General features: G+C 60.1%; 8 protein-coding genes. 5 read left to right on the forward strand and 3 right to left on the reverse strand.

Annotation, left to right across the window (positions count from 1 at the left end; translation table 11 throughout):
• Nucleotides 1-89 precede the first annotated feature (89 nt).
• On the forward strand, nt 90-1,127 hold the full coding sequence (locus tag ASB66_RS24425) for a glycoside hydrolase family 5 protein (RefSeq protein WP_234614218.1): 1,038 nt from the start codon (nt 90-92) through the stop codon (nt 1,125-1,127).
• On the opposite strand, the gene ASB66_RS24430 is transcribed toward ASB66_RS24425, so the two are convergent.
• Complete coding sequence (locus tag ASB66_RS24430) at nt 1,070-2,380, reverse strand: UDP-phosphate alpha N-acetylglucosaminyltransferase (RefSeq protein ID WP_114386985.1); 1,311 nt, start codon at nt 2,378-2,380, stop codon at nt 1,070-1,072. The genes ASB66_RS24425 and ASB66_RS24430 overlap by 58 nt on opposite strands.
• Nucleotides 2,377-4,557: a GumC family protein gene (locus ASB66_RS24435; protein ID WP_158544236.1), complete on the reverse strand. Its 2,181-nt coding sequence runs from the start codon at nt 4,555-4,557 to the stop codon at nt 2,377-2,379. The genes ASB66_RS24430 and ASB66_RS24435 overlap by 4 nt, the downstream gene beginning before the upstream one ends.
• A 273-nt stretch (nt 4,558-4,830) precedes the next feature.
• Here ASB66_RS24435 and ASB66_RS24440 point away from each other — a divergent pair, with 273 nt between their 5' ends.
• The 4 genes from ASB66_RS24440 to ASB66_RS24455 all read left to right on the forward strand — a co-directional run bounded on the left by ASB66_RS24440 (nt 4,831) and on the right by ASB66_RS24455 (nt 10,816).
• The gene (locus ASB66_RS24440; RefSeq protein ID WP_060716871.1) at nt 4,831-6,024 is read left to right on the forward strand and encodes a glycosyltransferase family 4 protein; all 1,194 of its coding nucleotides are present in this window, start codon (nt 4,831-4,833) and stop codon (nt 6,022-6,024) included.
• The gene (locus tag ASB66_RS24445) at nt 6,021-7,172 is read left to right on the forward strand and encodes a GumK N-terminal domain-containing glycosyltransferase (RefSeq protein WP_060716872.1); all 1,152 of its coding nucleotides are present in this window, start codon (nt 6,021-6,023) and stop codon (nt 7,170-7,172) included. The genes ASB66_RS24440 and ASB66_RS24445 overlap by 4 nt, the downstream gene beginning before the upstream one ends.
• Nucleotides 7,173-7,226: 54 nt before the next feature.
• A complete protein-coding gene (locus ASB66_RS24450; RefSeq protein ID WP_114386987.1) occupies nt 7,227-8,747 on the forward strand; it encodes a lipopolysaccharide biosynthesis protein in 1,521 nt (506 codons plus the stop codon).
• A 158-nt stretch (nt 8,748-8,905) separates the two neighbouring features.
• Entirely contained in the window at nt 8,906-10,816 is a 1,911-nt protein-coding gene (locus ASB66_RS24455; RefSeq protein ID WP_060716874.1) for an alpha/beta fold hydrolase, read from the forward strand.
• Here the strand turns inward: ASB66_RS24455 and ASB66_RS24460 are convergent.
• Entirely contained in the window at nt 10,796-13,243 is a 2,448-nt protein-coding gene (locus tag ASB66_RS24460) for a glycoside hydrolase family 2 protein (RefSeq protein ID WP_060716875.1), read from the reverse strand. The genes ASB66_RS24455 and ASB66_RS24460 overlap by 21 nt on opposite strands.
• Between the last annotated feature and the right edge of the window lie 139 nt (nt 13,244-13,382).

Genomic DNA, 13,382 nt, shown 5'->3' on the forward strand with positions numbered 1-13,382 from the left:
GCCTGCGTGACAGAACGAAAAACGAGGATAAGCAAATGGCAGCGATGACGACGGACAGATGCGAGGGCGTGTTGAAAAGGACCATAATCATGTCTGTGGCTCTCACGCTTTCGGTGGCACCGGTCATCAGCGGACAAGCGTGGGGCGGCCATGCCTGCATGCGGGGGGTCAACCTTTCCGGAGCGGAATTCGGCGAGATTGGCGGCGCGCCGGACAGGGCCTATACCTATCCCAGTGCCAAGACCATCAATTACTTCGCCGACAAAGGCTTCAACTCCGTGCGCCTTCCCTTTAAATGGGAACGTCTGCAACCCAAGCTCAACAGTGCTTTCGACGCTGACGAGCTGAAACGACTGGATACAGCCGTTGCACAGCTGAAGGAGGCGCATCTGCGGGTGGTGCTCGACCCGCATAATTTCGCGGTCTACCATCAAAAGCAGATCAATGGTCCGGACGTGCCGGTGGAGGCCTTTGCGGATTTGTGGATGCGGCTGGCCGCTCACTATGCCAATGACCAGACCATCGTTTTCGGCTTGATGAATGAGCCCTATGACATGCCCGCCAGCCAATGGCTTCCGGCAGCCAATGCCGCCATTGCCGCCATTCGTCAGGTCGGGGCGAAAAACCTTATTCTCGTGCCGGGCGTGTCCTGGACGGGTGCGCATAGCTGGCAAAGTGATGGCTATGGCGGCGCCAATGGCGAGGTCATGCTGGGCGTGAAGGACCCCGGCAATAATTACGCCTATGAGGTTCACCAGTATTTCGATGCGGATTTTTCCGGCACCAAGGATGAATGCAGCCGGGCAGGCGACGCCGTTGCTGCGATAGAAACTTTCACGGACTGGCTGCGCAAGAATGACAAGCGTGGCTATCTCGGCGAATTTGGCGCGCCTGGCGGAGAGGCCTGCGTCAAAGGCATCAAGGAGATGGTGGCTGTGGTTGAGAAGAACCCGGATCGCTGGGTCGGCTGGGCCTATTGGGTGGCGGGTGACTGGTGGCCAGAAACCGAAATGCTCAACATCCAGCCGGGCAAGTCCGGCGACCGGCCGCAACTGGCTGGCCTGACCCCTTATCTACGCGATTTCTCTGCGGCCTCGGCGGATTGCCCATCCTTGCGGTCCCGGTAGGCCAGAATTTTACTCCAGTCCACCGCATCGGCGGTGCCGATCAGGAACCACATCAGGGCGGCGGTCTTGATCGAATAGAAGGAGTTGCTGATCAGCATCAGCAGCAGGAGATAGACCACCATCATGCCCCGGAAAGCCCAGGCCTTGGAATCTTTCATCGGCGAGAGCACGAAGGCCGCCCAGAGCCCGGCAAAGCCGAACAGGCCGAAATTGGTCAGCGTGTAGGAAATGCCGGAATCGGCGGTAAAGGCATCGGTGGTCTTGGCGCCGAGCACCACCTGGAAATCCAGGCTGTTGAGAATGCCTGCCGTCACTTTCAACCGGCCTGACAGATCGTTGGCACCGCCTTCGGCGCCGACGATCAACCCATAAGCGGCAATCACGGCCAGCAGCAGGAACGGGGCAACCAGCCAGACGGTTTTTGGAATGAACCGGTAGAGCGGCAGAAGCAGGGTGATGGCGACGCAGGTGAAGAAGCCGAAGCGTGCATCGGCCAGAACAATGCTGGTCATGGCCAATGCCATGACAATGAACCGCCACGGCATGGCGGGTCGAAACAGCGCCCAGGCATAGAGGATGACCCCGAAATTGCCGGCCGAGACCGGTTCCAGAAACACCGAGGACACCCGGTGCTGGCCGAGAAAGGGCAGGAGGGTGCGCGGCTCTGGCCGCAGCCCGGAAATGAACAGACCCCGTGTCTGGCCAAAGCTTTCTTGAAGTGTCACGGTGCCGCGGGCGATGTAATAGCCGAGCACATTGAAATAATCGAGATAGCTTTCAAGCGCCAGATATTCGTACAGCGCCACGGTCAGCACGATCAGGCCACAGGCGATCACCAGCCGGTCCGCCAGCCCGAGATGGGCAACCCTGCGGCCCATGAAATAGAACCCGACCGGGATGAAGATGTCGCGCAGTGCTTTAAGATCCAGCGCGCCGCGCAAGGCAAAGATCATCAGCATATAGCTGACGAACAGCAGCAGGGTCAGGTAGAGGCCGGGGCGCCGGTCGACCGCCAACAGGAAGGCAGAACCCAGCATGGTCATTTCCCCCAGCATGACATGGGTGTCGCTGACGGGCATGATCCGGGTGTTGACGAAGCAGAGAAACAGATTGAGCACCAGCCCGCCGATGACAGCGAAAGAGGCAATCGCCGAGATGAGCCATTCGGGAAGAAACGCTGGCTGCTGCGTCTCATCCTCCGTCAGGGACCGGTCGCCGGTGCCGGTCGGCCCGGTTTGCGCCGTCACCGTCATCCGGCGGTCTCGAGCACAATGCGGCCCACGACCCGTTCCGCGTCTTCGCCCAGCCGCATCAGCAGTTCATCCAGGTCGGCGGCCTCGTCTTGCGCCGTGGTCAATACGAGAATGACATCGGCCTCGGCGGCAAGGGCAGTAAGATGCTGCTCGCCACCAACGCCGTTGGCATTGAACCCGGCGCCGCAGGCATTGATCAAGGTGAAATCGGTTTCCGCCTGGAGGCTTTGCTCGACAAATCGCGAATAGGTGGGGCGACCGGACGAGGCCGATGTTCCCGCTGCTGGCCGGGCTGGCTGGTTATGGGGTAGAGCGAGGCGCTCGTAGCGCAGGATGTGCGAGAGAGGCGCGTCTTCAAGTTCGGGCTGCTGCAATGCCTGGGCAAGGCTTGGCCGGGCATTGGTCTTTCTGTGTGAGCGGATCGCCAGGCGGTGGTCCAGCATGGTACCATTGGCCAGCAGCACGCCGCGATCCCGATCAACCAGCTTCTGCGCCACATCGCCAATAAAGGCGCTGGCCACCGGCCTGCCAGCTGCCACAAACAGAACAGTCAGATCAGCATAGCCTTCACCGCATTCAATCAGAAAACCGGCTGTGCTGGCAACTGCATGGGACCAAGCAGAGCCCGCAGCCGCCTGTGATGTGTTTGCCGGGTTGGATGCCGGAACAAGAGGCGAGACCAGGCGGCGGCCAAAGGCTGTGATAAAGCTGAGCGGATTGCGGGATCTGCGTTTTTTCGGTTCCGTTGCATCAGTAATCAGAGCGATATGTCGCGCTGGTGCAACTGGCGGCGCTAATTGTGGTTCACTGTTGGTAGGGGTCGCGGCGGCAGGCGCGATGCGGTCTTGCCGTGGGGCGTCGATGTCCTTGCGCGACAGCAGTTCCAGCACCACCGCCAGCGTGCTGCCGAAGGCGACGCCAAACAGCATGGCGGCGGCAAGGATCATCACCTTGAGAGTGGTGACCGATTTCGCTGTCGCCACCGCTTCGGTGATGACGCGGGAATTGTTGATCGAGATCGTCTGTTCCTGGCTCAATTCCTCGGCGCGGTTGAGGAAGGCCTTGTAAATGGTGCGGATGGCTTCGGCTTCGCTTTCCAACTGGCGCAGGGTGATCTGGCGGGCGCCGCTGTCGAAACTGGTTTTCGTCAGGCTTTGCAGCTGGTTTTCCAGCGCCTTGCGGTTGGCAACCGCCCGGTCATAGTTGAGCTTCATCGACTGGCGCACACGGTCCAGTTCCTGCTGGATGGCCTGACGCATGCTGGCTACCTGCGAATTGATAGCCTTCAGCTGCGGGTGATTGCCGCCGAGATTGGCGGAGGCTTCGGCCTGGCGGTCCTGTAGCTGCACATAGCGGTCGCGCAAAAGCCCGACCGTGGTGGACTGCACCGCTTCTGGAATATTGCCGTTTTCAACGGCGGCAACGGTGAGATTGCGGGTTTGCTGGTAAATGGCCTGCTGCTGCTCTTCCGCGCCGCGTGCCGCGATCAATTGCTGGTTCAACCCGGCCAATTGCTGGTCGATCACCAGCCCGGTGACGCCGGTGCTGGCCAGACCATTGGCAGAGCGGAATTCCTCGACCGCCCTTTCGGCCTTCAGCACGCGATCACGCAATTCACTGGCCTGCGCCTGGAAGGCGGCGCTGGCTCGGCGCGCGGCATCGGAGCGCGCTTCATCCACCTGTTTCAGGTAGACGGTGGCAATCATATTGGCAATGTCGGCGGCGGTCTTGGCAATGCGGTGTTCGACGGTGATCGACATGATGAAGGACTGGCCTTCGCGCTCGACTTTCACATGCCGGACCAGCCCGCCGATGGTGGCGGCCATGACCTCAGCGGGGGATGCGGCGCTGTCTGGTTTGCCCGCATAGAGATAGGGGTCTTTCGTCAGGTCGAGCCGGTTGACCACTTCCCCCAGCACGGCGCTGGAAAGCACCACATAGATCTGGCTGTCGAGGCTGGCCGGGTCGCTTTGTACGGCGGCTGTCGGCTGACGGCTGTCGTTGCTGGTGGCAGACAGGCCGCGCGGATCGAGCAGGATCTGGGTGGAAGACACATAGACAGGCTTCAGGCTGAGCGCATAGAGTAGCGCCAGGCCAGCAAACAGCACGGCAAAAAACGCCAGGTAATACCAGCGCCGTCGCAAGATCCCGGGGATTTGAAAAATGTCGATGTCCATTTTCATGTCCAGGACCGGAAAACTCCAGCCGGTTGTCCTTCTAGGGGCATTGTCATACCGTTGTTCCGAGGCGGAAAATCCGCTGGCCAACCGCTAAAATGGCAGGCCATGGTTAATGATACCTAACAATTTGGTCTGTTAATCACGATTCTTTACCGCGTTTGTGCAAGGATAGGACATTTATGCACAAGATGCTTTACCAATGTTTCAAGGCATTCTAACCAAACAATCAGGAAATTGAGGTTCTTTCCGTTTAAACCCGGGGGTATTGGCATGATCATCGGCGCAAGGCGAGCGGCAAGGGAGGCCAAGCCCTCATCCGCACCTTTGATCGTCCAGGTGGTGCGGCAATATCCGCCGGGCCGGGGCGGATTGGAGGACGTGGTCTCCAGCCTGAGCCGCGAGCTGTTGCAGCGCGGGTTTCGGGTGCGGGTCGTCACCCTCGATCGGCTGTTTTCTGACCCCGATAAAACCCTGCCAGCCTTCGAAGTGATTGAAGGCGTGGAGGTGGTCCGCGTCCCCTATCGCGGCAGCAGCCGTTATCCGCTGGCGTTTTCCGCCTTTCGCCATATCCGCGATGCCGATCTTGTCCATGTCCATGGGGTGGATTTCTTTTTCGATGCGCTGGCGCTTGGCCGGTTTCTGCACGGCGCGCCGATGGTCGCCACCACGCATGGCGGCTTTTTTCACACCCGTAAGTTTGCCACGATCAAGCAGATGTGGTTCAGCAGCCTGACCCGGTTGTCGGCGAGTGCTTATCGGTCGGTTGTGTGCTGTAGCGCCTCGGATCTGGCCATGTTTAGGGTCATCCAGCCCAGGCACTCGGTCTTGATTGAAAATGGCGTCGATACCAGCAAGTTTTCCGGTCTGGCGTCGCGCCAGCCGGTGAAACGGATCGTGACGATTGGCCGTTTCTCGGTCAACAAGCGGCTTGATCATCTGTTGCAGGCCATGGCCGTGCTGGTGAAGCGCGATCCGCAGTGGCGGCTCGATATTGCCGGTTCGCCATCGGATCTGTCCGCGCAGGATGTCAGCGCGCTCATCGACGCCAATGGTCTGGCTGATCATGTCGGCCTGCACCTGCAACCCGATAATCGCCTTCTGGGCGAGTTGATGTCCAAGGCCTCGATCTTTGCCTCGGCATCCGATTATGAAGGTTTCGGCTTGGTGGCCGTGGAGGCCATGAGCGCCGGTCTGGTGCCTGTTCTGCATGAAAACGATGCCTACCGGGCGCTGGCAGCCCAGCATTCCGGCATTGAGCTTGCCGATTTTGCCGATGCCGCACGTGCGGCGACGTCGATTGAAACGGCGTTCGCCCGGTTGGAAGCCGAGGGTGCCGATCTGCGCCACGCCCTTGCCGCTGATGTCAGCCGCTATTCCTGGGAAGGCGTGGCGGAGCGTTACATTGCCCTTTACCGGCGCGCCCTGCCTGCCATTCACCGTTGTGGGCATGAGGCTGCGGCATGAGCAATGCCCAGGTGATGACTGATGTTAAGCCGCGCCGTCATGTTCTTGTCGTGACCGGGCAGCATTTCGCGGATGCGCCACGCAAGGTCGATCTGCATTTTATGGCACACAGCCTGCTGTCGCGGGGCGACAAGGTGGATTTCCTGGTTTGGCGGCTCAGCCCGATCAGCCGGCTGCTGAAGGATGGGCGTTACGCCTTTGCCCGCAAACATCGCCTCAACCGATGGGAGGGTTTGAGCGAGGGATTGCGGCAATTCATCTGGTTTCAGCTTTTCCATCCGATGAACCTGAAATTTTCCTGGCTCAATCGCCTGGCCGATCCGCTGTTTTCCCGCGTCAGTGCGGTTTTGCCCAAAACGGTCCGCGATGCGCTGCCTTCTTATACCCATATCCTGGTGGAAAGCGGGCCTTCGCCGCTGCTGGCCCCAGTGCTTCGCCAGCATGCGCCGAAGGCCCGGATCATCTACCATGCCGCCGACCGGCTTTCGACCATTGGCGTGCCGCCTGCTGTCTACCGGACGCTTGAAAAGACCATCGGGCTTTACGATAGCGTCCATGTGCTGGCGCAGGCGCTGCTGGCGGATTTTCCAAGCGACGCACCGCTGCTTTACCTGCCACATGGCATTGATAAGTTGGTTTTCGATGCCGCCAAGCAAAACCCCTATCAGAGCGGTGCTTACCAAGGCCGCAAACATGCCGTCAGCGTTGGCGACATGTTGTTTGATCCCGATGCCATCGATGTCATGGCTACCGCCAATCCGGATTGGACCTTTCATCTGTTCGGTGCCAAGGCATTGCCGCGTCGGGTGCTGCCCAATATCGTCGCCCATGGCGAACAGGCTTTCGAGCGGATCGTGCCGTTCATTAAATTCGCCGATCTCGGCATCGCACCGTACCGGGATGGGGCAAGCGCCGATTATCTCAGCCAATCGAGCCTGAAGATGATCCAGTATAGCTATTGCCGCCTGCCGATTGTCGCGCCGCATTTTGCCGCCATGGGGCGGAGCCATGTGATGGGTTATGACCCCGCCGATCCGGTCTCGATCCGCGCGGCTTTTTCAGTCGCGGCAGTGTTTGATCGTCAGACGATTGCAACGGATGGTGTTTTAAGCTGGGACGAGACGGTCGATGTCTTGTTTGCGGGATGATGGAACGGATAACAGCCTTGAGGACACGGAGAACACCGGGGATATGGTGAGGCGATGAGCAATGGAATAGTCGCAAATTCCGCGTTCAATGCGGCGGCAGGACTGACCCTGCTGGCGACGGGATTTATATGCTCTATCTTCACGGCACGGTTTCTTGGCCCGGAAGCCAATGGCATCATTGCCTTTTCCATCTGGCTTGCCTCCACGGCGGCGCTGGTGGCCGAACTTGGCACCGGCGTACTTTTATTGCGTCTTCTGCCGCAGTTAAAGGGGCAGGGCTATGGCGAAGCAGACCGTAAAGGGTTCGCTGCCTATCTGCTCTGGCCGGTGGTTGGCTCGACATTGCTGCTGCTGACGTTCTACTTCCTGTTTTTCTGGGTGGCGGAGGCCAGGCATTGGGCAGAAACCGCGCCTGAAGTGCTGGTGGTGACGGCGCTGTTGTTTGCCACGCAGGCCATCGGGATGTTTGCCAAGAATTACCTGATCGGCGAACAGCGGGTGGATATTTTCTTCCGCATGACCTTGACGGCCGGGCTGCTGCAATTGGTTGGCGTTGTGGCTGGGACCTTGCTGTTCGGCGTGCCGGGTGCGCTATTCGGTTATGTTCTGGCCTATATTTCCCAGTTTCTCTTCGCTGCTGCCCTGTTGCGTCACAAGGTGAAAAGCTGCGGTATCGGGCTTCAATATCTGCTCGGCTCCTCCTTCGTGCTCTCGCTGGAATTCATGGTGGATTCGATCTTCCTGAACCGGATAGAGCTGTTCTTCCTGCAACGCTATCAGGGCATTGAGACGGTCGGCTATTATTCCGTGGCTTTCTCGCTGACCAATCTTGCCTTGCAGGTCCCCATCCAGCTTTCCGGCAGTCTTGTGCCTTATTACGCCGAACATCTGCACCGCGCGCCGGGCGGACGGTTGCCAGTGGCGATGTTTGAAAGCGTGGTGCGCAGCCTGGCCTATTTCACGCTGCCGATGAGCCTGGGCCTTGCGGCGATTTCACATCGGCTTGTGACGCTGGTGTTTGGCGATGCCTTTGCCCCGAGCGCGCCGATGCTGACACTGCTGGCGCTGTCTGTGCCCGTTGCCGTTGCCTGTCAGGTGGCGACACAATATCTGTTTGCCCTCGATAAAATCCGCCAAAGACTGTTTGTCGGGTTGGGCGGTGCGTTTATCATGCTGGTCGGGGATGTTTTGCTTGTGCCTTCTTATGGGGGCGAAGGTGCGGCTTTCGTGCGGATTGTGGTGTTTACCGCCATGAGCCTGGCGATGCTGCGCTGGATGCGGTTCGAAGGGTCATTGGCGCCGCTGGGGTTCAGTCTTTTCAAGGTTACCGTAGCCGCTGGCTGTTGTGCGGCGGCGGCTTTGGCGGTGCAGGATGTGGTGCCGGGTATTGGTGGCCTTGTCCTTGCCATTATCGGGGCCATCAGCGTCTATTGCCTTGCACTTCGGCTGTTGCGGGTCGTGCCGGAGGCGGATGTGGTGGTCATGGCAGGGCTGATCGCCCGTTTGCCAAAACGGCTGGCGGGGCCTTTGAATCTGGCTTTGATGGTGCTGACTGCGACACCCAAACGGAGCTGAGTGGGGTCTGGAGCATGCTTTGTCCTGACGGTTGGAACAAGGCTGCTGGTGTCCTTTATATATGCTAAATAATTTTCACCTTAAATCCATGGAGATTTAAGGAATTATGCAGTAGCCGTTTTTGAGAGAGTGCCGTGGGGCAAGGAAAGGGCAGGTTGATGGAAGCGATAACCGAGCGGGTTGGCCCGGCATCTGGCCAGCGGCTTCAGCCGCACCAGCATGCTGTGGCCCAGCCGGTCAGCTTTGCCGGCACTTTCGGGCTCTATCAGCCGGCGGAGGGCGCCAAACAGGGTGTGGTGCGCAAATGCGCGGTGCTGTTTCTCCAGCCCTGGGGCTTTGAGGAAATGTGTACGCACAAGCTTTTTCGCATCATGGCGGAGGAACTGGCGTGCGAGGGTATTGCCAGTCTGCGTTTCGATTATCCCGGCACGGGCGACGCGCTGGACCCGCCGGACCGTACCCTCGGCCTGTCGCTCTGGCAGGATACGATACGCTTGGCCCTTGACGTGCTTGCCCAAAAGACCGGCGGCCTGCCGGTGATTTTGCTGGGGCATGGGCTGGGTGCGTCGCTCGGCGTGGGCATGGCCGCAGACCTCGATGGTCTGGCGGGATGTGTCGCTATGGCGCCCGTGGCCTCGGGCCGCGCTTATCTCAGGGAATTGCAGTTCTGGGCGCGGGTCATTGATGACGGATTGGGCCTAGCCGAACATTTGCGGCCGAGCGGGATGACGGCCATTGCCGGGCATGTGATGCCGGATGCAAAGGCCTCGGCCTTGAAGAAAACAGATTTTTCCGCCGTCCAGCCGCATCGCTCCATCCCGCATCTGTTCGTCAACCGGGCGGATCGGCCGGGTGATGGGCAATTGGCAAAGCAGATGGAAGCGAAAGGCGCGCGCGTCGAGACAGTCGACTATCCTGGCTATGATGCCATGGTCGGCAATCCTGCCATGGCCCGCATGCCCATGGTGGCGGCAGAAAATGTCATCAGCTGGATCGTTCGCCGTGCAGCAGCGCTTGGTGAGCAGAAGCGTCCCTTGGCGACCGATCCTTTGGCGGTATCCGGACAAGACGAAGATCAGGCGCACCTGGATGGCGGGGATTTCCGCGAGACGGCCCTTCGTTTTGGCCGGGGCAAACGGCTTTATGGTATTTTGTGCGAGCCGACCGGTCCCCGCTGCGGTGCAAGCGTTCTGTTGCTCAACACTGCCTATGACCGCAATGCGGGATGGGGGCGCTCGGGTGTCGCCATGGCGCGCAAGCTTGCAGGCGAGGGTATTGCCTCCCTGCGCTTCGATGTTGCCAATGTCGGCGATAGCCCGCCGGTGCCGGGCCTGCCGGATCAGGTACTTTACGCCGAAACCCAATATGACGATGTGGAAGCGGCGCTTGCCGTTCTCGAAGAGCGCTCACTGCTGCCCAGCGTGGTGGCTGGCCGGTGCAGTGGTGGCTATCTCGGATTTTCCTGCATGACCAAGGATCACCGCATTGCCGGAGCCTGCCTCGTCAATCCCTTCGTCTTTTATTGGGATAAAAGGCGGCGTGTGGAGGACGGGCTTGCCGTGGTGCCGCGTTCGCTCGATACCTACAAGCATCGATTGTTTCAGATGCAGACCTTGCGGCGTCTTTGGCGGGGCAAGGTGGATGTGAAAAACGCTATCCGCAATTTCGCTCTGGTCAGCGTGCGCCGTGTGTTGAACCGGCTTGGTCTCGCCCAGGTCTTCAGCCGCGACGTCCGGCTGGAGCATCGGGCCGTGCGCGTCGCCTTTGCCGCACTGGCAAAGCGCAAGACGCCGCTGGTGCTGCTCTATAGCGAGCAGGACGTTGGTCTTGACCATTTCTATCAGCATTTCGGCCCGCAGGGCCGCAAGTTGGAACGCTATCCCAATGTCCGCACCGACATTCTAGCGGAAACGGATCATAATTTCTCTCCCGCCGCTGCCCAGCAGCGCTATTTCGAGGAAATCAAAGCGCTGGCGATGACGGTTCAGGCGTCGAAATTGCCTGCCCAGCAGATCAAAGCCGGTGCATCCGCAGGCAAAGAACCTGTGTCAGAACCGGAAGCGTCGTAAGGCAGAGCCGCTGAGGATTTCGCCGCTGGGTTTGTCCGGTGTTAGAAGCCTGATCCGGCGGGCAAAACCGGGTGCCAGATGAAAGAAATCGTCGGTGCTGCGGCCGTCTTCCAAGGCGATATGGACGGATTGTGCCAGCCGGTCGGTTTCCAGCATCAGCCACCAGCCATCTTTTTCCTGCGACAGCGTGGTACGGATCTCTGCGTCATGCATGGCCGGAGCGCGCCCCTGCGGGAAGTGAAAGGATTGGCTGACGATTTCGCCGCTTGCGGGCTCGCTCAGGGTCGCCACAGTGACGTCATGGGCGGGCGGCCCGAAGCGGAAGGCATAGGTCGTGTCGAAAAACGCTCCGAACAGATCGGTGGCATGCAGTGTTATGCCGCTCCGTGGCGTTAAGACCACAGCGCGCCGTGCGGCCACGACCGGCAGTTTACCGTCGCGCAGGCAGGTGAGATCCAGGGTCAGGGTTTGTTCCCGCACCGTGTCATTGCAAAGATGCAGATCAAGCCCGTTGGTGCCTTCATCGGTCATGGTGATGCGGACGGGGTTGAAGGCGCGCCGCGCTGCGTACCAGACGGGTTTCGGCGCTCCGGTTGCATCCACCAGTCCCCAGCCGGGACCAATATTCAGGTCCTGAAAGGTCCAGACCAGCGCGCCATTGCAGGATGAGCCGGGACGTCGCCATTCCGCATAGGTTTCCTCCAGCACTTCTCCACTGACTGCCCGTGACAGATGCAGGTAGCGGGCCTGATTTTCCCGGCGCAACCGAGCCGGGTCGATATCGTAGAGCAGGGCGAGATAATGGTCACGAATATCCTCGAAATCCCAGGAGGCACCACGGTCTCGCGGCACACGCGCCTTCCAGCGGGGATCGTGAACCGGTGACACGGGCAAATGCCTGTCGAGCGTCTGTTGCTGGGGGACATGCGCAAAGGCGAGGCACTCGGTGGCAAAGCGGACATGGGCGCGGCGGGCATCTTCGAGCGGGCGGCAATAGGCGCCGACGCCGTAATAATGGGTGATGCCGGTATCCGGGCTGAAGGGCATTGCGCCACCCAACGGCGAGTTTTCCACATAAGGCAAATGCGGTGCAAAGCGCGCGCAGAGCTGCGGCAGAAGGCTGGTGAAGACAGGGCCTTTCCAGCTGGTTTCCGGCAGGCCCAGCATGGCGCCCTGCTGATAGACTTCGCTGCCGCCGCACAGGATCGCCAGCGAGGGAGAGGACTGTACGGCGCTTAACAGCTGTTCCACTTCCCGGCGGATATGCTCGGCAAACGCCTCATCGGCAGCAGGATAATCGAAATTGGCCAGCATGACATCCTGCCAGACCATCAGCCCCAGCCGGTCGCAGAGCCTGAAGAAATCGGCGCTTTCATAGGTCATGGTGCCGCCAATGCGGATCATGTTCATGCCGGCATCCGCGGCCATGCTCAGCCAGGATGCATAATCCTCGGCGGTGCCGGGCAGGCGGGTTATGTCGGCATTGGTCCAGACGGCACCCCGGCAGAAGATTTTCACACCATTGACGAAGATCGCAAAATCCTTGCCATCCGCGCCCCGGTCAACCCGGATGCGGCGAAAGCCGGTGAGGCCAAGCGAATGCGACCTTCCATCCAGCATCAGGCGAATGTCGTGCAGTACCGGCTCGCCATGGGTGCGCGGCCACCAGGGAGCGACGCCGGGAAGACGAAGCTGGCCCGCGACATGGCCCTCGGCATCGGCTTTGAGGGCGAGCGTCTCACCCGCACATGTCACCGATATGGCTGTGACAGTGCCTGTCAGCCGGAATGCGATGTCGAGCAGGCCGGTGCCGTTTTCATCGAGATCGGCTTGGAGCGCGAGATCGGTTATGGCGCTTGCGCCCGGGCGGATCAGGCTGATTGGCCGATACGGCCCGACCGCATGGATATCGGGGCACCAGCCGGGCATATGGCCAAGGGCGGTTGTGCGCACCAGCCGCAGGCCCTGGTCGCTCATCATCTGCGGGCGCCAGCGGGCTCTTGGGCCGCGCTTTTCCAAATGGGGTCTCAGGGCGCGAAAGCAGATCGACAATTCGTCCGAGCCGTTCAAGATCACATCGACATCATGGGCCTCGAACATGCTCTGCGATGACAGGACCAGCCTGTCGTTCAAATAGACCTCGGCAATGGTCGCCAAGCCTTCGAAGCGCAGCACGGCCGCGCCGGGCTGTTCGCCGGTCAGGGGGCGAAGATACCAAATGTCCTTGCCATGCAGCGGGCTTGGATGATCAGGGTCGAACAGGCCCGCCTTGGTCAACGCCTGGGCGACGGTGCCGGGCACCGGCGCCTGAAGGCGGGCGCTGGCGCGGTGCAATGCTTTCGGGCTTTCATAGGTGCCTGGCTCGCAGACCAGCAAGGTCCAACCGGCTTCCAGCGGGCGGATGTCGGCATCGAGATAGGTGATCATCGGCTATGCGTCCCTTTAGAGCATTTCCAGGAAAAGTGTGAAGCGGTTTTACGTCCGGAAATGCGCAAAGCAAAGACCTGGAGCATTTCCGCGATTCAACGAAGCGCTGAAATGCTCCAAAAGCAAGATGGCGCCTGAA

The organism is Gillisella vitis, assembly GCF_001541345.2.
Classification (GTDB): domain Bacteria; phylum Pseudomonadota; class Alphaproteobacteria; order Rhizobiales; family Rhizobiaceae; genus Allorhizobium; species Allorhizobium vitis.